General features: G+C 56.8%; 19 protein-coding genes. 3 read left to right on the forward strand and 16 right to left on the reverse strand.

Annotation, left to right across the window (positions count from 1 at the left end; genetic code table 11):
- Positions 1-35 precede the first annotated feature (35 nt).
- On the forward strand, positions 36-344 hold the full coding sequence (locus Q1K07_RS05290; RefSeq protein WP_300308951.1) for a winged helix-turn-helix domain-containing protein: 309 nt from the start codon (positions 36-38) through the stop codon (positions 342-344).
- On the opposite strand, the gene Q1K07_RS05295 is transcribed toward Q1K07_RS05290, so the two are convergent.
- The 6 genes from Q1K07_RS05295 to Q1K07_RS05320 all read right to left on the reverse strand — a co-directional run bounded on the left by Q1K07_RS05295 (position 323) and on the right by Q1K07_RS05320 (position 6,705).
- Positions 323-568 carry a helix-hairpin-helix domain-containing protein gene (locus Q1K07_RS05295; RefSeq protein WP_300308954.1) on the reverse strand — a complete coding sequence of 82 codons (246 nt, stop codon included), beginning with the start codon at positions 566-568 and terminating at the stop codon, positions 323-325. The genes Q1K07_RS05290 and Q1K07_RS05295 overlap by 22 nt on opposite strands.
- On the reverse strand, positions 555-1,151 hold the full coding sequence (locus Q1K07_RS05300) for a GNAT family N-acetyltransferase (protein WP_300308957.1): 597 nt from the start codon (positions 1,149-1,151) through the stop codon (positions 555-557). Before Q1K07_RS05300 ends, Q1K07_RS05295 begins: the two co-directional genes overlap by 14 nt.
- 236 nt (positions 1,152-1,387) lie before the next feature.
- The gene (locus Q1K07_RS05305) at positions 1,388-3,193 is read right to left on the reverse strand and encodes an acyl-CoA dehydrogenase C-terminal domain-containing protein (protein ID WP_300308960.1); all 1,806 of its coding nucleotides are present in this window, start codon (positions 3,191-3,193) and stop codon (positions 1,388-1,390) included.
- Positions 3,194-3,420: 227 nt separating this feature from the next.
- On the reverse strand, positions 3,421-4,200 hold the full coding sequence (locus Q1K07_RS05310; protein ID WP_300308963.1) for an SDR family NAD(P)-dependent oxidoreductase: 780 nt from the start codon (positions 4,198-4,200) through the stop codon (positions 3,421-3,423).
- A 64-nt stretch (positions 4,201-4,264) separates the two neighbouring features.
- Entirely contained in the window at positions 4,265-5,941 is a 1,677-nt protein-coding gene (locus Q1K07_RS05315; protein WP_300308966.1) for an AMP-binding protein, read from the reverse strand.
- Positions 5,942-6,132: 191 nt separating this feature from the next.
- On the reverse strand, positions 6,133-6,705 hold the full coding sequence (locus Q1K07_RS05320; RefSeq protein WP_300308969.1) for a TetR/AcrR family transcriptional regulator: 573 nt from the start codon (positions 6,703-6,705) through the stop codon (positions 6,133-6,135).
- A gap of 238 nt (positions 6,706-6,943) precedes the next feature.
- Between Q1K07_RS05320 and Q1K07_RS05325 the strand changes: the two genes are divergently transcribed.
- Positions 6,944-8,128 (forward strand): acetyl-CoA C-acyltransferase, encoded by a 1,185-nt coding sequence (locus Q1K07_RS05325; RefSeq protein WP_300308972.1) that lies wholly within the window; start codon positions 6,944-6,946, stop codon positions 8,126-8,128.
- A gap of 90 nt (positions 8,129-8,218) precedes the next feature.
- On the opposite strand, the gene pstB is transcribed toward Q1K07_RS05325, so the two are convergent.
- The 6 genes from pstB to Q1K07_RS05355 form a co-directional block, all read right to left on the reverse strand.
- Positions 8,219-9,028, reverse strand: a complete 810-nt coding sequence (pstB, locus tag Q1K07_RS05330; protein ID WP_300309261.1) for a phosphate ABC transporter ATP-binding protein PstB — start codon at positions 9,026-9,028, stop codon at positions 8,219-8,221.
- 63 nt (positions 9,029-9,091) lie between these two features.
- Positions 9,092-10,258 (reverse strand): phosphate ABC transporter permease PstA, encoded by a 1,167-nt coding sequence (gene pstA, locus Q1K07_RS05335; RefSeq protein ID WP_300308975.1) that lies wholly within the window; start codon positions 10,256-10,258, stop codon positions 9,092-9,094.
- Positions 10,259-10,273: 15 nt separating this feature from the next.
- A complete protein-coding gene (pstC, locus tag Q1K07_RS05340) occupies positions 10,274-11,530 on the reverse strand; it encodes a phosphate ABC transporter permease subunit PstC (RefSeq protein ID WP_300309011.1) in 1,257 nt (418 codons plus the stop codon).
- 164 nt (positions 11,531-11,694) lie between these two features.
- A complete protein-coding gene (locus tag Q1K07_RS05345; RefSeq protein ID WP_300309013.1) occupies positions 11,695-12,708 on the reverse strand; it encodes a PstS family phosphate ABC transporter substrate-binding protein in 1,014 nt (337 codons plus the stop codon).
- A 172-nt stretch (positions 12,709-12,880) separates the two neighbouring features.
- Positions 12,881-13,639, reverse strand: a complete 759-nt coding sequence (locus Q1K07_RS05350; RefSeq protein ID WP_300309015.1) for a sulfite exporter TauE/SafE family protein — start codon at positions 13,637-13,639, stop codon at positions 12,881-12,883.
- On the reverse strand, positions 13,632-14,861 hold the full coding sequence (locus Q1K07_RS05355) for a multidrug effflux MFS transporter (RefSeq protein ID WP_300309017.1): 1,230 nt from the start codon (positions 14,859-14,861) through the stop codon (positions 13,632-13,634). The genes Q1K07_RS05350 and Q1K07_RS05355 overlap by 8 nt, the downstream gene beginning before the upstream one ends.
- 303 nt (positions 14,862-15,164) lie before the next feature.
- On the opposite strand from Q1K07_RS05355, the gene tal reads away from it, so the two are divergent.
- Positions 15,165-16,100: a transaldolase gene (gene tal / locus Q1K07_RS05360; RefSeq protein ID WP_300309019.1), complete on the forward strand. Its 936-nt coding sequence runs from the start codon at positions 15,165-15,167 to the stop codon at positions 16,098-16,100.
- Positions 16,101-16,256: 156 nt separating this feature from the next.
- On the opposite strand, the gene Q1K07_RS05365 is transcribed toward tal, so the two are convergent.
- The 4 genes from Q1K07_RS05365 to Q1K07_RS05380 form a co-directional block, all read right to left on the reverse strand.
- Positions 16,257-16,847 (reverse strand): STAS domain-containing protein, encoded by a 591-nt coding sequence (locus tag Q1K07_RS05365; protein WP_300309021.1) that lies wholly within the window; start codon positions 16,845-16,847, stop codon positions 16,257-16,259.
- Positions 16,837-18,024 carry a PP2C family protein-serine/threonine phosphatase gene (locus Q1K07_RS05370; RefSeq protein ID WP_300309023.1) on the reverse strand — a complete coding sequence of 396 codons (1,188 nt, stop codon included), beginning with the start codon at positions 18,022-18,024 and terminating at the stop codon, positions 16,837-16,839. Before Q1K07_RS05370 ends, Q1K07_RS05365 begins: the two co-directional genes overlap by 11 nt.
- A gap of 18 nt (positions 18,025-18,042) precedes the next feature.
- On the reverse strand, positions 18,043-18,759 hold the full coding sequence (locus Q1K07_RS05375) for a VacJ family lipoprotein (protein ID WP_300309262.1): 717 nt from the start codon (positions 18,757-18,759) through the stop codon (positions 18,043-18,045).
- A 139-nt stretch (positions 18,760-18,898) separates the two neighbouring features.
- Complete coding sequence (locus Q1K07_RS05380) at positions 18,899-20,020, reverse strand: beta-ketoacyl-ACP synthase III (RefSeq protein WP_300309025.1); 1,122 nt, start codon at positions 20,018-20,020, stop codon at positions 18,899-18,901.
- Positions 20,021-20,091: the final 71 nt, after the last annotated feature.

Consider the following 20,091-nt stretch of genomic DNA (forward strand, 5'->3'; position numbering starts at 1 on the left):
ATGGTATGTGATTACCTCATCACGATGGAGCATTCATGTCATCTCCCAGCAAGACCCGCACCAGCTTTTATCGTCGTTTGTACGTTGCCCACTTGATCGAACAAGGCATCGATACCGTACCCTCGTTGATGGCGGCTACCGGCATGCCAAGGCGCACCGCCCAGGATACCCTGACGGCACTGGAAGAGCTGGACATTTGCTGCCGCTTCATTCCCGAATCCGGACAACGGCATAACGTGGGCCACTACACCGTGGAGAACTGGGGCCCTATCGCCCCAGAATGGGTGTCAGCCAACGCCGAGCACCTGCGCAAGACACTGGGTTACCCCAGCGTTCGAGACTGACGAGCGAGCGCAACAGCGCTCTCGATGGCTCCGCGAGCCTGCGGACTGTTGCGCCAGCACGTAGCGCCCAGCATGGCAGAAATGTCTGCAAGAACCTTCTCGACATCGGATCCCGCCAGGACAGCAAAGCAGTCAATGCCAATCTGTTCCAGGCGCGCCACCACCAAAGGGCCAACACCTTTTAACGCCAGCAACTGCTCTCTTTCCACATTACTGAACGCCATCTCCCATCCTCTGACGATTGTGATGCGCAGAAAATGAAGCCTCGGAAACCAACAGCCCATAGACAACGTGACTCAAGGCCTGATCATTGACCCACTCGCAGTCCCTCAGCACGCCTTCCTGGCGAAACCCAAGACGCTCGGGAATGGCACGGCTGCGCTTGTTGTCCTCGGCACAGCGGATTTCCAAGCGATGCACATTCAACTCACTGATGCCCACCTGCAGCAGCGTGCGTACACATGCCAGCATGATGCCTTGACCCCAACGATCTCGCCGCAGCCAGTAGCCAATCGACGCCCAACGATGCAGTAAAGAAATACGATTGAAGCCACAGGCACCAATCACTTCATTGCCCTCTTTTTCGCTGTCATCGATAATCGCAAAATGCCAGGCAGCCCCCCGCTGATGCTCCTCCTGTGCTCCCTGGATGAAGCTACCGATATCCTCCGGTCCTCGCGCTGCTTCCACCCATGGCAGCCATGGGCGCAGATGCTCGCGACTGGCATCCACGGCGAGCCACAGCTCCTGCTGATGTGCTGGAGACAACGGACGCAACGTGATGGATTCCCTGACCTGCCATACCATGCCCAACCTCCTGTCAGACTGACGTATCCTGGCCCAACGCTATCAGGATGACTTCTTTCTATCTCATGCAAGCCCCATCCGTGCAAGCCTCCTCCATGCACATTCCTGCTGCCCCAACCTCCACGGCACAAAAAAGCCGACCATGACGGTCGGCGAAATGGAAGCCCAGCATTGAGAGAAAAGCTTCCGGGGATCGAGAGAGGTTGGTTTAGATCTCAAAACCTAGATTTCAAAGCCTAGATCTCAAAACCAAGGCCGAAATCTCCTTCACTTACTGCCATCAGTGATTCAGCCCCTGCCTGGATCATCATGGCGTGAGCCCGAGTGCGCGGCAGTATACGCGCGAAATAGAACTGTGCCGTCTGGATCTTGGCCTGATAGAAAGCGGCGTCACTGGGGGATCCCGATAATGCATGTCGAGCGCACTTCACAGCCCGGGCAAACAGGTAAGCCAAGGTGACATACCCGGAATACATCAGGTAATCGACACTCGCTGCACCGACCTCTTCGCGGTCCTCCATGGCCTTCATGCCAATGCTCATGGTCAGTTCGCCCCACTCGGCATTGAGCTTGACCAGTGGTTCGATGAAGCCCTTGAGCGCTTCGTTGTCAGCCTCGGCCTGACAGAACTTATGAACTTCCTTGGTAAACAGCTTGAGGCTTTCCCCCTGGCTCATCAGCACCTTACGCCCCAATAGATCCAGGGCCTGAATACCCGTTGTACCCTCGTACAGGCGAGTGATACGGGAGTCCCTTACCCGCTGCTCCATTCCCCATTCCTGGATGAAGCCATGCCCACCAAATACCTGTACACCTTCATTGGTGGACTCAAAGCCGACCTCTGTCAGGAAAGCCTTGACGATGGGAGTCAGGAAACCAAGCAGTTCATCAGCACGCTCATGCCCTTCCTCCCCACTGGCAACGACATCAACCAGTTGTGCCGCATACAGCACCAGCATGCGCCCACCTTCAGCGAAAGCCTTCTGCGTCAGTAGCATGCGGCGCACATCAGGATGCACGATGATGGGGTCAGCCGGTTTGTCGGCAGCCTTGGGGCCAGAAAGTGCACGCATCTGCAGGCGATCACGGGCATAAGCCAGGGAGTTCTGGAAGCTGGCCTCCATCAGGCCAAGTCCCTGGATACCGACCCCGATGCGGGCATCGTTCATCATGGTGAACATGCATGCCAACCCTTTGTTCGGAGCACCGACCAGGAACCCCTTGGCTGCATCAAAGTTCATCACACATGTCGCATTACCATGTATGCCCATCTTGTGTTCCAGGGAACCGCATACCACGCCATTGCGTTCACCAACCTCACCATCGGTGCCCGGCAAGAACTTGGGTACCACAAACAAGGAAATGCCCTTTGATCCCTGTGGCGCATCGGGCAGCTTGGCCAGTACCAGATGCACGATATTTTCCGCCAGGTCATGCTCACCCGCGGAAATGAAGATCTTGGTGCCACTGATCGCAAAGCTGCCATCGTCCTGCGGCACGGCACGCGTCTTGATCAGGCCAAGATCCGTCCCGCAATGGGGCTCGGTCAAGCACATAGTGCCGGTCCAGGTACCCTCGATCAGCTTGGTCAGGTAGGTGCGCTTCTGCTCCTCGGTGCCATGGTGCCGCAGAGCATCCGCAGCACCATGGGAAAGCCCCGGATACATTCCCCAGGCCAGGTTGGAAGCACAGATCATCTCGGACAGTATCATCGCCAAGGAGGGCGGCAACCCCTGTCCGCCATATTCAGCATCTGCAGACAGCCCGGGCCAGCCACCTTCGACGTACTGCTGGTAGGCTTCACGAAAGCCCTTGGGGGCCTTCACTTCACCACCTTCCCAGGTACAGCCTTCCTGGTCGCCACTCTGGTTCAGTGGCAGGAGGATTTCCCGGGCAAAACGAGCGCCCTCTTCGAGGATGGCCGCTACCGTATCAGGATCGGCATCTTCTCCACTCGGCAGACGCGCATAGTGGGCCGGGTAGTCGAACATCTCGTCCATCACGAAACGAAGATCACGCAGCGGAGCCTGATAGTCGGGCATGGGATACTCCTGGATAACGGGGTTCGCCAGAGTCAGTGACTGGGACGAAGCGCTTTCAAACGATTGTTTGAAAGTAGCTCCCAAGCATGACCAAGGTCAAGCGTTCGTTTTAAATTTAACCACTGAATTCGACCAAGGTGTAAAGAAAAGGCCACTTGAGTGCCTTATCCGAAAGGCGTCAGCCAGGTGCCGCTCTGCCCCTGGCTGACTATCGACCGCGCAGGCGATCACTGCATGCGAATGCTGCCATCCAGGCGAATCACTTCACCATTGAGCATGGTATTCGTGATGATCTGTTCCGCCAGGCTGGCAAACTCCTCAGCCTTGCCCAGACGTTTGGGAAATGGCACGGCCTGGGACAGAGCGGCCACCGCATCATCGGGAATATCACTCATCATCGGGGTCTCGAATACCCCGGGCGCAATCGCCATGACCCGAATCCCATGGCGCGACAGTTCCCGAGCCGCTGGCAGGCTCATCCCCACCACCCCTGCCTTGGAAGCACTATAGGCACACTGTCCAACCTGGCCATCGAAGGCCGCAATCGAGGCGGTATTGATGATCACTCCACGCTCACTATCCTTCCCTGGAGCGTTACCTGCCATGGCGGCTGCCGCAAGACGCATGACATTGAAGGTTCCCACCAGGTTGATCTGTACAGTACGGGCATACGCGTCCAGGTCCGCCGGATTGCCCTGACGATCCAGCAGCTTGGCGACGCTGACCACACCAGCGCAATGAATTACTCCGCCCAGCCCCTGCTCACCACCGTGAGCCACAGCGCTATCGAAGGCCTGCTGCATCTGCTCTGCAGAAGTCACATCTGCGTGTACGGCGATGGCTACCTCACCGTATTTCTCATTCAAGCCTGCCACCTGCTGCTCGACCTTGTCACTAAGGTCACACAACACCACTCGGCCCCCACCCTGGGCCAAACGTTCCGCCGTAGCAGCCCCAAGCCCAGAAGCCGCCCCGGTGATCAGGAAAGTCGTGCCCTGAATTTGCATTGTTGCTTCTCCATATTCCTGTCGATAGATATCTATGCGGCACTATCTCTATGCAGCACTATCTCTATGTAGCACTGCCTCGAGATTTAGTGGCCGCATCAGCACGTAACTTGAAACGCTGGATCTTGCCGCTTGGTGTCTTCGGCAATGCATCGACGAATTCAACGACCCGAGGGAAGGCATGCGCTGAAAGCCGCTGACGAACACGTTGCTGGATTTCCTCGGCCAATTCATCGCTGGGCTCGAAGCCTTCACGCAGCACGACATAGGACTTGATGATTTCCCCACGGATATCATCAGGCAGACCGACAGCCGCAGACTCTGCCACGGCAGGATGCGTGAGCACCGAGTTCTCCACATCCGTGGGCCCGACTCGATACCCCGCCGTGGTAATGATGTCGTCATCACGCCCGGCAAACTGGAAGGTGCCATCTTCCAGGCGTACCACCACATCGCCAGTCAGGTAATAGCCTTCGGCAAAAGGATGCTTTTCCTGCCAGGTATAGCCCGGGAAGAAGAAGGCAGGAGAACGGGCCATATCCACTGCCAGCACCCCAGGTTCCCCCACCGGTAGCTCGTTATATTCCGCATCCAGGATCGCCAGCCGGTAACCCGGCATGGGCACTCCCATCCCGCCGACATGCTTGGGGTGCTCAAGTGAATGATGATTGTTACACGTCATGCCGGTTTCCGTCTGGCCATAATGATCCATCACCGGGCAGCCCAGTGATGACTCGACCCAGCCCACCACTTCCGTATTCAGGGGTTCTCCAGCAGAACTCGCCGCACGTAGCGACAGAACACGGTGGGCATCCTCGAACAAGCCTGAGGCCTTCATCAGTCGATAGGCGGTGGGGGCCGCAGCAAAATTGGTGATACCATGGCGCTGCATGAAGGCCTTGGCACCCTCGGCGCTGAAGCCCGCTTCACAAAAGTGCGTCGTTCGTCCCAGCAGCAAGGGCCCGGTAATAGCGTAGTAAAGCCCGTATGCCCACCCCGGGTCCGCCATGTTCCAGAAACGGTCATCCTCGCGCAGATCAACAGCCAGAGCCATGTACAGCGCAAATGCCGCCATGGCGGACAAGGGCACCGCCACTCCCTTTGGCTTGCCTACCGTGCCAGAGGTAAACATCTGCAGAAAAGGGGCATCGGCTGGCAAACGTGGCGGCGGAGTATCCATGGCGGCAGACTGCAGGGCACTCTGCCAGTCCAGGTCCTCAGGATAATCGTCTTCAGCATCCACACTTCGCACACAGAGTACCGCTGGCAGATTATCGAGATCAGCAAACTTGTGACGATGGTTCGTATCGGTGATGACCAGGCGAGTATTCGCCCGCTCCAGGCGATACGCCACTGCATCAGGACCAAAAGCCGTGAATAGTGGTTGATATACCGCCCCCAGGCGCCAGGTTGCCAGCACAGCCACCAGCAGATCTGGTGAGCGCGGCAGCATGCAGGCAATACGGTCGCCCGTGCCCAGCCCTTGCGCAGCCATCCAGCCGGCCAGCCGAGCACTGCGTGCATCCAGATCAGCAAACGTCAGGCGGGTGATGCTGCCATCTACCGCCTCATGCACCAGAGCCTCGACATTCCCACACCCAGCCCGGAGATGTCGACCACAGCAGGATTCATAAGCATTGAACAGGCCATCGTCATGATCATCAAGACGCCGGAAAACGTCCTCTATGCGAAAGTCAGCAAGATAGTCGGCATAGTCGATAGGCTTTACTGATGTACTCATGATCGGTCCTCTGTCTGACTCTTGTATGAAGTTATTGGGCACACAATGCTTGAGGCAAACACGCTCATAAAAAAACCTACCAAGCGCTCGGTACAAACTAGAGTCAGAACAGCACAGGTACAAGACACAAACGCCTAGACCATGGTCTAGGCGCGTATCACAAGAGAAAGGAGAAAGTCGTAGAAATGGCGTCAGGCCGGATTTTCCTGAGTAATCATGGCCACCAGCTCCTTGGCCAGTTCATCTGAATCGCGTGGACCATCCGGGTCATACCAGCGTACGGTCCAGTTCAATGCGCCAAGAACAAAACGAGACACCAAGGCCAGTTCTCCCTTGACCAGGCCCGCGTCAATGGCATCCTCAATCACTTCATTCCATAGCGTTTCGTAGGCATCGCGCAGATGGATCAGGTGGTCCCGGGCTTCGTCATCCAGGCGTCGCCACTCATAGAGTGCCACCACATGGGAGTTGCGATCAGTGAGCAGAGTATCCAGATGCGCCTTGGCCAACGCATGCAGGCGCGCCTGCGGCTCTGGTGAACAGCTGGCCAGTGCCTGTCGTGCCTGGGTCAGCGCATTTTGGGTCCCCTCCTCGATGACGGCAGCAAGAATCTCCTGCTTGTCTCGAAAATGATGGAACAGGCTGCCTGACTTGATGCCCATCTCCTGGGCCAACATACGCACCGTAGTGCGATCAAATCCTTCCTGGACAAAAAGCTGGCCGGCAAGCCGAGTCAGTTCCTTGCGGCGGGGCGAGTCATTCATTACAGTCATCTGCAGTCACACTAGCGCTTGCTTGGTTGAACCGAGAAAAGCACAACCACGCTCTGGGGTCAACGCTAACCGCAACTCACAGGCAGCATATCCCAGAAAGCTGAGCCAGACTGAAAGTCACATCACTACCCAAGACACATAAGTACAACACCCAAGTACAACAGGCATCCGGGAGCGCGCTGCTGCAGACCTATGCAAGGTAACCTCACCGATGCCAGGAGAACACGCCATGACTCAATCCGATATCGTCTTCCTTTCTGCTGCCCGTACCCCCATGGGTGGCATGCTGGGTTCACTATCCAGCATGCCAGCCCCGGAGCTCGCTGCCGTGGCCATTCGTGCAGCCATCGAACGGGCCGGCATTCCTGCAGAAGCCATCAATGAAGGTTTCATGGGCTGCGTTCTGCCCGCTGGGGTCAAGCAGGGGCCCGCGCGGCAGGCCATGCGCCAGGCCGGCATTCCCGATAGCGTCGGCGCCACCACCATCAACAAGTTATGTGGTTCCGGTATGAAGGCCACCATGCTGGCCCACGATCTTATCAAGGCCGGCAGTGGTGACGTCATGCTGGCCGGTGGCATGGAATCCATGTCCAATGCCCCGCATGTATTGACCCGTGCTCGCAGCGGCTATCGCCTGGGACATGGTGAACTCAAGGATCACATGTTTCTGGATGGCCTGGAAGATGCTGAAACCGGCAAGCTGATGGGAAGCTTCGCTCAAGGCATCGCCGATGATCGTCGCTACACCCGGGAGCGCATGGACGATTTCGCGATTGCCTCTTTGGAACGTGCCATGGCCGCCACAGAATCCGGTCAGCTCAAGGCCGAGATGGCGCCTGTGACCGTTACCGGTCGTGCGGGAGAGACTCTGGTCGAACACGACGAGCAACCCTTCCAGGCCAAGCTCGACAAGATCCGTTCTCTGCGCCCAGCCTTTGCCAAGGAAGGTACCATCACGGCTGCCAATGCCAGTTCCATTTCCGATGGCGCCTCGGCACTGATCCTGGCCTCGGCAGCGGCGGCAGATCGTCTGGGCGCCAAGCCTCTGGCGCGCATGCTTGGCCACAGCACTCACTCACGCCACCCCAGTGAATTCACCATCGCCCCGGTCGGGGCCATTGATGGATTGATGAAAAAACTGGGCTGGACAGTGGACGATGTGGACCTGTTCGAGATCAACGAAGCCTTCGCCGTGGTCACCCTGATGGCCATGGATGACCTGTCCATCCCCCACGCAAAGGTCAATATCTTTGGTGGTGCCTGTGCTCAAGGCCACCCGATCGGCTCCACCGGCTCTCGCATCATCGCCACCCTGATCCACGCGCTACGCACGACAGGGGGCAAGCGCGGCATTGCCAGTCTGTGTATCGGAGGCGGTGAAGCGACCGCTGTCGCCGTCGAGCTGATGGACTAACCCCTTCTTTCTTCAGTCCCTTCCGGATAACGCTGATGCCACCATCATCAGCGTTATCCCAGAGAGCAGAGTCAGCCAGAAGGCAATGCCTCAGCCATAACGGCCAGTGATATAGTCTTCCGCCTTCTTGGTCGCAGGTGTCGAGAACATGGTCTTGGTATCGTTGTACTCGACAACCTCACCCAGGTGGAAAAACGCCGTGTAATCAGCGACACGGGCTGCCTGCTGCATGTTGTGTGTCACGGTGATGATGGTGTATTGCTTCTTGAGCTTGTCCATCAAGTCTTCAATGGTCGCCGTGGAAATCGGGTCCAGGGCTGATGTCGGCTCATCCATCAGAATCACATCCGGCTGCACAGCAATGGCTCGTGCAATACACAGGCGCTGCTGCTGACCACCCGACAACGACGTCCCAGGCTGGTGCAGCTTGTCCTTCACCTCTTCCCACAAGCCGGCATCACGCAATGCTCGCTCCACCAGTTCATCCTGATCGGCCTTGCGGCTGACCAGATCGTGCATCTTGGGAGCATAGATGATGTTTTCATAGATCGACTTGGGGAATGGATTGGGCTTCTGAAAGACCATGCCAACCCGGCGACGCAGCGCCACTTCATCCATTTTCGGCTCGTTGACATCGCGCCCATCCATCTCTACCAGGCCATCGATGCGAACACTGGGAATCAGATCGTTCATGCGGTTCAGGCAGCGCAGGAACGTCGACTTGCCGCAGCCAGAAGGGCCAATCAAGGCAGTGACATTCTTCGAGTAGAGATCCATGTTGATGGACTTCAGGGCATGGAAGTCTCCATACCACAAGTCCAGGTCACGCACGCGAATGCTGAGATCATGGTTGGCATCATCGTTGCGGGTGACCGGCTGGCCAGGTTGATCCTGCTTCATGGCATGCTCTCCACGCGGAGTAACTTTCATATTCATAACAACATATCCTGTCTGGTGGCAGCGTTACCAACGACGCTCGAATTTCTTGCGCAGCACCACAGCTGTCGCATTCAACGTGATGAGAACCGCAAGCAGGACCAGAATGCCGCCGGAGGTCTTCTCGATGAAGGCCCTCTCAGGCTCACCCGCCCAGGTGAATATCTGCGCTGGCAGGACAGTCGCTGCATCGCTCAGAGATGCGGACACATCAGGAATGAAGGCCACCATCCCCACGATGATCAATGGAGCCGTTTCCCCCATGGCCTGGGCCAGCCCAATGATGGAACCGGTCATGATCCCCGGCAGCGCAATGGGCAGCACATGGTCACGCACCATCTGCCAGCGCGAGCAGCCGACACCAAAGGCGGCATGGCGGATAGAGTCCGGCACACTGCGCAGCGCAGTACGTGTCGCGATGATGATCACGGGCAGCGTCATCAGCGCCAACGTCATCCCCCCGACCAATGGGGATGATCGAGGCATGCCAAAGAAGCCGATGAATACCGCCAGACCCAGTAGACCAAACAGGATCGACGGGATGGCCGCCAGGTTATTGATATTGATTTCGATCAGCTGAGTGAAACGGTTGTCCGGTGCAAACTCTTCCAGATATACCGCTGTCATGACCCCAATGGGGAATGACACAGCCAGTGTCACCAGCAGAGTCAGCACAGTACCCATGGCTGCAGAGGCGATACCGGAAAGTTCCGCCATCTTGGAGTCACCGCTGGTGAAGAAAGTCGAGTTGAAGCGCAACTCCGCCCGCCCTTCATCCACCAACTGATCGACGATCGCCTTCTGATCATCCTTGAGTCGGGAGTAATGCCCCTTGAGATACTGATCGACCTCGGCAGTAGCTGTCACCCACTCCATTTTCTTGGTACCCAGCAGGTCAGGGTTATCCTCCATACGTCCCGGAATCAGACGCAGAAAACCACGGCTGACGAGACGGCTCATGTCTCTGTCCACCGCTTTCAGCGGCATCTTGCTGGTCTCTTCGGAATAATCGACCTCGACCTGGATCTGGGCCTGTTGAAAGGCCGGCAGGCCCTTGACCAGCATGTCAGCAAAGAACAGCACTAGAAATAACGCAGCCAGCCCCAGCGCGCCCATGGAGATCCACTTCAGCCGAGCGGACTTGCGGTGGCGGGCGCGGAGCTGAGCACTGATGTCATCGAAGGATTTAGGCATTGGCATGCTCCACGCTTAAAGGTTGTTGACGCGATACTTCTCGCGGAAGCGGCGAATCATCATCACCGACACCAGGTTGAGCGCCAGCGTCACGACGAACAGCACCAGTCCCAGGGCAAATGCCGACAGGGTCTCGGCACTGGCAAATTCCTGGTCCCCCGTCAGAGCCGCAACGATACGCACGGTGACCGTGGTCATGTCTTCCAGGGGATTGGCGGTGAGGTTTGGCCGCATGCCTGCTGCCATCACCACAATCATGGTTTCTCCCAGGGCCCGAGATACTGCCAGCAGAGATGCGGATATGATGCCAGGCAGCGCTGCCGGTACCACGATGTCACGAATCATTTCGCCCTTGGTCAGCCCCAGGGCCAAGGCTCCCTGACGCATGCTGTCCGGCACCGAGTTGATGACGTCATCCGACAGCGAGGAGATGAACGGAATGATCATGATGCCCATGACAATGCCAGGTGCCAGCGCATTGTTGAACGAGGCTTCAAGACCGAAGAAACCCGCAATGCCCACAATGATAGGGGCCACCGTAATGGCGGCGAAGAAGCCGTATACCACGGTCGGAATACCCGCCAACACCTCGAGCACAGGCTTGGCAATGGTGCGAATCCTGGCCGGAGCGAATTCTGCCATGTAGATCGCCGCCAACAGCCCCACCGGGATCGCCACCAGCATGGCGATGAACGTGATCATGAAAGTGCCGGCAAACAGCGGCACGGATCCGAATTGCGCGGCACTAGCGCCTTCTTTGCCTCGGCCAGCGGCTTCCAGGAAGCTGGCACCAGGATTCCAGGTAGTGCCCGTGATGAAGTCCCAGAAATTTTGCATCTGGAAGAAGCGTATCGCCTCAAAGATGATCGAAACCAGAATGCCCAGGGTCGTGAAGATGGAAATCAGTGCCGCACCAGCCAGGATGAAGCGGATGACACTTTCGATGGCCTGGCGAGCATGAAAACTGGGGCGCACCATCTGGATACCGACGACCAGACCGATGCAGGCCACCAGCAGGCAACCGATCAGCAGATAAAGCGGAGAAACCTCGGCGCCCAGTGACAGCATGAGAATGGAAGCAACAGCGCCAACCGCCAGAGCCGGCCCGGCAGTCGACAGGACAGTGAACCAGGCATATTGATCGGGCTGGGAATACATGGAAGCTCCGCTGGCGCGCACTCGTACGGCCTTGGAGCGCCCCAGCAGATAGGCAATGAGACCCAGCAGCAGCAGCGAGCCGCTGAACATTGCCAAGAGTTGATTAGTCTGCATGGATGTCTCTCGGATTTTGTAAGAACCCCTGCACACATCCACATGAATGCATGGGTTCCTTCATTCTGGCGAATCGTGCCGGGGAGCATGCCAGATTCACCGGAATCCTGAGCGGCCGACGCCTCAACAGAGGACGTCGGCCAGCGTCATCAAAGGCTCGGTGTTTAGTTGAGATCGCTCAACTGCAGAGCCGTCTTGCCTTCCACTGCTGCACGAGCATCGGCCTGAGCGTCTTCCGGAGCCGGAATCAGACCGATGTCCCGCAGATACCCTTCAGCACCAATCATCATCTCGCTCATGAACATGTTGGCGTACTCATACATGGCCGGCACATCTTCGGCATGCTGGTCCTTGATGTAGAAGTACAGAGAGCGAGATACCGGATAGTCGCCGGAACCGATGTTCTCTGGGGTCGGCTCTACACCATCGACTTTGGAACCGATGATGGAATCACTGTTCTCTTCCAGGAAAGAGTACCCAAAGATACCAAAGGCATCCTTGTTCTCGGCCAGGCGCTGAACGATCAGGTTGTCATTCTCGCCAGCGTCGATGTAAGCGCCATCGGCACGGATATCGGTGTAACCTTCACCGCCGTACTCAGGCATTTCTTCGGAAACGGCCTCCATGACCAGTTCTTCGAATGCATCACGGGTACCGGAAGTCGTGGGCGGGCCATAAACCGCAATCTTGCGATCCGGTAGAGAAGCGTCTACGTCGCTCCACATGGTGTAGGGATTGTCGACCAGTTCGCCATCCACCGGCACCTTGGCTGCCAGAGCCAGGAACAGCTGCTCACGCGTCACGTCCATGGGTTCATTGTCGGCAGACTGGGCAAAGGAGATGCCGTCGTAACCAACGAAGGCTTCGGTAATCTCGGTGACCCCGTTAGCCTCGCAGGTCTCGAACTCAGAAGGCTTCATGCGGCGGGAAGCGTTGGTGATATCGGGAGTATCATCACCGACACCGGAACAGAACAGCTTCAGACCGCCACCGGAACCGGTAGACTCAATGACAGGAGTCGGGAAATCGGTCGTGGCACCAAATTCCTCAGCAACATAGCTGGCAAACGGATAGACGGTACTGGAACCGACGATGCGAAGCTGGTCACGAGCTTCAGCAATGCCGACTACGCCCATAACGGCTGCAGCTACAGCGGTGGTCTTGAGAATGCGATTCATGGAGGGGGCTCCTCGTTCAGGATGTGGTCAACCTTCGCGATGGACACATTGCCCCACAAAGATGACAACTTCATGACAAACCCCGTTCCTGTTTCGTCCTCCCGGTTTCTGTGACGGCACTGTTAACGTGATGTGAGCAATGTTATGAATGTGATAGGAGCCGACATTCGCGTCACTTGAGCAGCAACCCGATAGCCGCAGCGGTACAAAGCCCCAGGGACACTCCCTGCAACAGCCGCCTCGGCAAGCGAGGTGCCAATAGTGCTCCCAGCGCATTTCCCATCACCACGAAAGCGAAAAAGCTCAGGCTCATCAGCACCAGCCATAGATTGACCTTCCCCGCGAAGGCCAGCGCGCTCAACGTCATCAACGACGAGATCAGAAAGAAAGCGGCAAGGTTGCCACGCAGGCGCTCCATGGGCATGCCATGCATCAGCAGTACGATGGGCGGCCCACCAATGGCAGCAACCGCGCCGAAAACCCCGGAGAGAAAACCACCAGCAAACATCGAGCCACGATTGACTGGCAACCTGAGCTGAAACAGTGTCACGAGTACAGCAAACAGCACGATGCTCGCGATCAGCACTTCAAGCGTCGCCATGGGCACCAGCAGCAGCAACCACACTCCAACCAGCGTGCCAGGCACCTTGCCGATCAGGGCGACGCTGATATCTGCCACGGCCACCTCTCGGTAGTAGCGCCGTATCACGATGCAGGATTGCAGAAAGCCATAGATGACCAGCACCACCGGCACCAGAGACGGTGCCAGCATCAGGATAAGAGGAGCACCAACGACCGCCGATCCAAACCCGGTAATGCGCTGCACACAAGCCCCCAGTGCCAGCACAAGCCCGACGCACAGCCAGCTAGCAGGTGACAGACCTGTCCACTGCCACCAGTCATGCCAGATAATACGTAACCCTTCAGCCATCAACGCTCTTCACCTGACGGTATTCCTCGCTCTGATCATGCTCCCCATTGCCACGATTCGCCAGGACACGCAGCGCCAGATTTCCCATCAGGGCCGCGCTCAACATCGCAATGACCATGGGCCAGGCCGAATCGACCTCGAATATAGTGACAAGCACTCCCGTCAACGCTCCACAACTAAACTGAATGCAGCCCTGTGTTGCCGCCACCGTAGCACTCATGTGGCGGAAGCGCTCAAGCAGCAGTGAAATGGCATTGGGAGAAATCAGCCCTATCACGCCAAGGAACATCATCACCAGAGGGACCACGGTATAAATGCTGTCCAGCCCCAAAGCGACCAGCAGTACCAGAGCCGTGGCGGCAAACAGCTGAATGCCAAGCCCAAGATGAAGAATCTGATGAGGCGAGTATCTATGCAGCAGGTGTATGTTCAAGCGATTCGAGGATGCCATCAATACGACATTGGCCCCGAATACCACCGGATAGATGGCCGGTGTCAGTCCATAGTATTCCATGTACAGGAAAGGAGATGAGGTAACGAAAGCAAACATGCCGGCAAAGGACATTGCTGCCGCCATGATGTATCCCATGGCGCTTCGGCTACTGAGCACACTGGCATAATTCCTCAGTACTTGCCTAAGCGAGGCCACGGGCAGATCTGGAGCACGGGTCTCGGGAAGGTTGGTGCCCAGCAGCCATAGCAGAAAGGCAGCATAGGCGGCCAGAAACACAAAGATCAGCCACCAGTCAGCAAGATACAGCAGGCCGCTGCCGACTGCAGGGGCCGCCAGCGGTGCCAGCATCAGAATCATGGCCATGGTCGACATGACCTTGGCCGCCTCCCTTCCACTGAAGCAATCGCGCACGATGGCAGCAGAGTTGACCACACAGGCACCACCACCCAATGCCTGTACAAAACGCAAGGCAAGCAACTCTGTCAGCGAATTCACGCTGATGATCGCCAAGCTCGCCAGCCCGAACACCACCAATCCACTGAGTAGAACTGGCTTGCGTCCAATCCGGTCCGACAGCGGACCACATACCAATTGGCCAATAGCGAAACCAAACAGGAAAATGCTGATCGATAGTTCTGTATGGTGGACACTGGCGCCAACCGTTTCTGCCAGTGCAGACATGGCGGGAAGATAGGCATCGATGGCAAAAGGAGCCAAGGCAGTATTGGCCGCCACAAGAAGGGCGACTCGCCGAGCATTGATCGTCACTGGTTCTCCGCAGGAATGAGTAGAGAGCTAAATAATAGCGCAATCACCTTCTTATCCATATCACCGACCAACATCATTCTCTGCCTTCACCTGGATACAACCTCCGCCGCAGCGTCATCTACCCACCGTTTTCATCCATGTACCATTTCAGCTGCTCGCACAAATGCAACAGCTCCCCGATAACATGCAGAAAGCCCCGGACAAACGTTCACACAGCATTGACTTATCTATCTCAACCAACTGTCACCGGTAGCGCGACCTTGCTAGAGTATCAAGCCGGCTACCCAAGGAGGAAAAGTCACCATGGCAGAAGACCTGCTGACACAATTGAAAGCGATGACCACCGTTGTCGCAGATACTGGCGACCTGGATGCCATTCGCCGCTTCTCCCCCACTGATGCGACGACCAATCCGTCGCTGATCCTGCAGGCCGCTCAACAGGACGAGAGGCGTGCCCGTCTGGCCGCCATCGCCAAGAGTGCCAATGACATCGACGATGCCCTGGATGCCGTGGCCGTAGAGATCGGCAGTGAAATCAGTTCACTGGTGCCAGGCTATGTATCCACCGAAGTCAGCGCGCGCCTTTCTTTCAATAGCGAGGCGACCTTGGCTCGCGCTCACTCGCTCATCGAGCGCTATGCGCAGCATGGTGTCAGTGCCGACCGCATCCTGATCAAGATTGCTTCCACCTGGGAAGGTATCCGTGCCGCCAAGGTGCTGGAGCGTGAAGGTATTCGTACCAACCTGACGCTTCTGTTCAATTTTGCCCAGGCCCAGGCCTGTGCAGACTCCGGCGTAACACTGATTTCACCCTTTGTTGGCCGTATTCTTGACTGGCACAAGGCACAGGATCCCAGCGCGGACTTCTCCGGCGACAATGACCCTGGCGTGCAATCCGTCAAACGCATCTATGACCATTACAAAGGCCATGGCTACTCCACTATCGTCATGGGAGCCAGTTTCCGTAATACCGGGGAGATCAAGGCATTGGCCGGCTGTGACCGCCTGACCATCTCCCCATCTCTGCTCGAAGAGCTGGCACAGGAAACAGGCTCGCTCGAACGCCGCTTACGCTCCTGCGATGCCGAGACACGGGCTCCGGAACCCCAGGACGAGCCCGAGTTTCGCTGGTCCATGAATGAAGATGCCATGGCTACCGAAAAGCTTGCCGAAGGTATCCGCAAGTTCATGGCCGATCAGCGCAAGCTGGAAACCCTGCTGGGTGAACTACGCAAGTAAGCTGCCTGCACAGGCCTGCAATACCCAAAACAGCAAGCCCCGATGCATGGAGGCATCGGGGCTTGCTGTTTTGAAGCCAGGCACTCTCTTATTCGGAGGAAGCTCATTCGGTGGCGGCTCACACCTCAGTTGATCGAACCTCAGTTGATCACACCATCAATGGTGGGAAGTCTTGTCCTTCCCTGTTTTCTCTTGCTCTTGCACGGGTGCCGATTCAGGTGCCTGTGTCTGCTGCTCCAGCATCTCCACCAGTGGCTGAAACTGCTGGCGATTGTGCTCATTGATGTCCATCAGAATGCGATGGGCTTCAAGGATACGCTGACGCAGGCCCTCTTCATCCGCAGGTAGCTGCATCAGGTCTTCCAGTTCAGCCACCTCGGCAATCGGCTGCTCAACCATGGTGAAATATGTCGCGAACCCCATCACTTCGAGCATGCGCTTCACATCCGGATTATCAGCCACAATCGTCGGCGGCTGCTCCAGCTTGCCTTTCAGCGCCATGGCTACCTTGGCCAGGAACCCCAGAGCAGTGGAATCCACATTGGTCGCATCACGCAGGTCTATCATCACAGCCTTGAGGCCGGGGGTCCGAGAAAGCTGCTGGGCCTGGTAATCCAGAGTAGCGCACAACGGCAAGCGCACGTCTCCACTCAGATTGAGAACGAAGACGCCAGACTCGAATGCCGCCTTTACACGGCCTTCGTGAATGACACGGGCTGCCCCTATACAACCTTCTTTAGCATTCATGGCGAAATCCACTCACCAGCATGATCGTCAAGTCATCCGGCAATTCTTCACGATCCGCTGCTGGATCATCAGTGTCATCGTCTTCGCCCCGAGTTCCCAGGGCAAGACTACGGCGCATGGACTCCAGACTCTCACTCTCCATCACTCGGCTCCGGAGCTCTTCCAGACGAACCTCCAGACTGTCGCCCGGCAGGCATTCAAGCACCCCATCCGAACACAGCCATAACGAGAAATCATCAGGCAGATCACATCCCAGCTGCGGATATTCTGCCTGAGGGAACAAGCCAACAGGCATTCCCTCTCCTTCCAAGATGGTGGTCTCAGAGCCACTCTTCAATAGCGGCATGGGTAATTGTGCACCGAGCGAATAGTGCAGATAGTGGCGCTGCTGGTCAATCACTCCGACAAACAACGTGGCATGCTTGCCGATCCCCGTATCCAGCAGTTCACCATTTAGTGCCTTCAGCCAGCGCGGTGGCAATTGCTCTGGATACAGGCCATCCCACTGGCTCTGCAGTTGATTGAACAGGTATTTGAGCAATACCGTGACAAAGGCAGACGAGGCACCATGCCCCGATACATCAGCGAAGTAGAACAGCGTATAGCGTTCATTGAAAGCCTGAATATCGAGAAAGTCCCCGGAGAGATATAACGACGGCGCCATCCAGTAGTCACAACATATACCACGGAATTGCTGAGAGCGGGCGGGTAATAGCCGACGCTGAATCTGTCCACCCGCCTGCTGGTCAAGGCGCAGCATGATCAGGTGAGTTTCCAGATTCTCATTGAGCTCTTCAAGTCTGCGCCTGTCAGCCTCACGCTGTTGAGCCAGACGATGCACATCAAGCACACGACGAATCATGCGGCGCAGCAGATAGGCATGGCGCAATGGGTCGATCACGTAATCGACTAGCCCGGCGTCCACCGCCTTGAGCAGATCATCGTCGTCACGCTTTTCGCTGACCACCAGGGTCGGCCAGCGATTGGACAGCATATGCCATTCGCAACTGGGAACCGCCCGGGCATGCACCACGACCAGACTGATGTCGTCAGGCAGGTCTGCTGCTCGATCGACAGCACGCACTTCAACACCATCCCGGGCAATGGCATCGACCAGAGCATCACGCTCGTTACCCGGGAGGTCGATCACTCCGATCAGAGTGCTGGCAGCAGACATGACATGCTCTTCATCGTCTTATTCGGAGAAGGCGTCTTCGTCATAGTCGAAGTCGTCATTGATAAAGGTATCTTCTCCCACGTCACCATCATTCACCTCGAAGCGACGACGCTGCAACCAGGCATCGCGAATAAAGCTGTAGCGGTCACCACGAATCAGGTCTTCCTGATCCAGCAGGCTGGCCCGGGCATCGAGAATCTCGAGACCACGCAATGAATAGCGTACCGTATCATCCTCGACATAGGTCAGCGGATAGGTCGCCCAGTCTACCGGCAGACCTGCTGTGCTGCGTACGGTTGCAGGGCCATAGAACGGCAGGACCAGGTAAGGCCCTTCCCCGACACCCCATACGGCCAGGGTTTGACCGAAATCCTCTTTATCGGCAATGAAACCCGCATGCGTTGCCGGATCCAGCAAACCACCCAGGCCAAAAGTCGTGTTCATCAGGAAACGGGTCGAAGCGAGGCCCGCATTCTTCGGCTTACCCTGAAGCAGACTGTTGAACGCCGTCCGTATCTCTCCCAGGTTGTCGAAGAAATTGCTGATGCCCTTTTCCAGAGGATCCGGGGTGATGTAGCGATAACCTTGGGCCGCGGGCTTTAGCGCATAGCGATCCAGCACGTCATTGAAGGCGAACACACGCCGGTTGAATCCTTCCCAGGGGTCATCTGGATTGGCTTCGCTGACATCATTGGTGCCACCGGTAGTGGCACACCCGGTCATGGCCAACGACATTACTGTCAGTGGGATTGCCACCATCATGGCCACTCGGCGACCGCCTTTTCCCAGGCTAGCGCCTGCTCTCAGTTCCATCGATTGCCTGCCTCGCTGCATTGCTATTGCTCTGCGGAAGGACGTCACAGCATGTCACTGTTCAGCTGCGACGCACTACTACACTGCCGGCACTGTATCCCGCACCGAAAGAACACGCCACCCCGATTGCACCAGCTGACATATCTTGATGGTGAAGATGGAAGGCAATGATCGAGCCTGCCGAACTGGTATTGGCGTACCGATCAAGAATGATAGGCGCCTGTTCCGGTGTTGGATCCTGACCGAGCACACGACGCGCAATCATATCATTCATGTGCCGATTCGCCTGGTGCAGCCATAGCCGAGTTACTTGAGCCGGATCAATGCTGAGCGAGTTAAGATGATCACCGATCAGATTGGCCACCATCGGACACACTTCCTTGAACACGCGACGCCCTTCCTGCACGAATAGCTTGTCCTGAGCCATCGGATCGCTATCGGTAACGCGATTCAGGAACCCGGCATTGTTGCGAATGGCATTGGAGAACTGCGTTATCAGGCGCGTCCCCAGGATCTCGAAACGCGTATCGCTTGTCGCAACAGAGGCATCCTCCAGCACCAGTGCCGTACAGGCATCACCGAAGATGAAGTGGCTGTCACGATCACGAAAGTTGAGGTGTGCCGAACAGATCTCAGGGTTCACGATCAGGGCACGTCGTGCATTACCTGCACGGATGGCATTTGCCGCCATCTCGATGGCAAAGGTCGCCGAACTGCAGGCCACGTTCATGTCGAAGGCATACCCTCCCGTACCAAGCTTCGCCTGCAACTCAACCGACACGGCAGGATAGGCACGCTCCAGGTTGGAACAGGCCACGATGACCAGGTCAATCTCTGCTGCCGCAACGCCAGCATGCTCCAACGCCTGCTTGGCTGCTGCCATCCCCATCTCGCATTGAATGCCAGGCTCATCGTTGGAACGCTGGTCGAGCCTCGGTCGCATGCGTTCTATGTCGAGGATACCTTCTGCATCCAGCACATGACGGCTATGAATTCCAGAAGCCTTGACGATGAACTCGGTACTGGAATGAGCCAGAGGCTCTATTTCCCCTGCATCGATAGCCTTGCTGTTGCGTGCATTCTCGGCATCCACCCAGGCATTGAATGAGGCCACCAGAGCATCGTTGTCAATGGAATTGGCAGGTGTAAAAAGACCGCTGCCAGTAATTACCACTTGGGTCATGCCTATCTCCTATGGGCTGCAGCAACGCAACCATCCTTCGCAGCACACCGACCGTCTCTGCACACCAACCG

Source organism: Halomonas sp. (assembly GCF_029263665.1).
In the GTDB taxonomy this organism is placed as follows: Bacteria; Pseudomonadota; Gammaproteobacteria; order Pseudomonadales; family Halomonadaceae; genus Halomonas.

Coding starts and splice junctions, on each gene's coding strand:
- Q1K07_RS05290 (WP_300308951.1), top strand. CDS start 36: ATGTCATCTCCCAGCAAGACCCGCACCAGCTTTTATCGTCGTTTGTAC.
- Q1K07_RS05295 (WP_300308954.1), bottom strand. CDS start 568: ATGGCGTTCAGTAATGTGGAAAGAGAGCAGTTGCTGGCGTTAAAAGGT.
- Q1K07_RS05300 (WP_300308957.1), bottom strand. CDS start 1,151: ATGGTATGGCAGGTCAGGGAATCCATCACGTTGCGTCCGTTGTCTCCA.
- Q1K07_RS05305 (WP_300308960.1), bottom strand. CDS start 3,193: ATGCCCGACTATCAGGCTCCGCTGCGTGATCTTCGTTTCGTGATGGAC.
- Q1K07_RS05310 (WP_300308963.1), bottom strand. CDS start 4,200: ATGCAAATTCAGGGCACGACTTTCCTGATCACCGGGGCGGCTTCTGGG.
- Q1K07_RS05315 (WP_300308966.1), bottom strand. CDS start 5,941: ATGAGTACATCAGTAAAGCCTATCGACTATGCCGACTATCTTGCTGAC.
- Q1K07_RS05320 (WP_300308969.1), bottom strand. CDS start 6,705: ATGAATGACTCGCCCCGCCGCAAGGAACTGACTCGGCTTGCCGGCCAG.
- Q1K07_RS05325 (WP_300308972.1), top strand. CDS start 6,944: ATGACTCAATCCGATATCGTCTTCCTTTCTGCTGCCCGTACCCCCATG.
- pstB (WP_300309261.1), bottom strand. CDS start 9,028: ATGAAGCAGGATCAACCTGGCCAGCCGGTCACCCGCAACGATGATGCC.
- pstA (WP_300308975.1), bottom strand. CDS start 10,258: ATGCCTAAATCCTTCGATGACATCAGTGCTCAGCTCCGCGCCCGCCAC.
- pstC (WP_300309011.1), bottom strand. CDS start 11,530: ATGCAGACTAATCAACTCTTGGCAATGTTCAGCGGCTCGCTGCTGCTG.
- Q1K07_RS05345 (WP_300309013.1), bottom strand. CDS start 12,708: ATGAATCGCATTCTCAAGACCACCGCTGTAGCTGCAGCCGTTATGGGC.
- Q1K07_RS05350 (WP_300309015.1), bottom strand. CDS start 13,639: ATGGCTGAAGGGTTACGTATTATCTGGCATGACTGGTGGCAGTGGACA.
- tal (WP_300309019.1), top strand. CDS start 15,165: ATGGCAGAAGACCTGCTGACACAATTGAAAGCGATGACCACCGTTGTC.
- Q1K07_RS05365 (WP_300309021.1), bottom strand. CDS start 16,847: ATGAATGCTAAAGAAGGTTGTATAGGGGCAGCCCGTGTCATTCACGAA.
- Q1K07_RS05370 (WP_300309023.1), bottom strand. CDS start 18,024: ATGTCTGCTGCCAGCACTCTGATCGGAGTGATCGACCTCCCGGGTAAC.
- Q1K07_RS05375 (WP_300309262.1), bottom strand. CDS start 18,759: ATGTCGTTGGCCATGACCGGGTGTGCCACTACCGGTGGCACCAATGAT.
- Q1K07_RS05380 (WP_300309025.1), bottom strand. CDS start 20,020: ATGACCCAAGTGGTAATTACTGGCAGCGGTCTTTTTACACCTGCCAAT.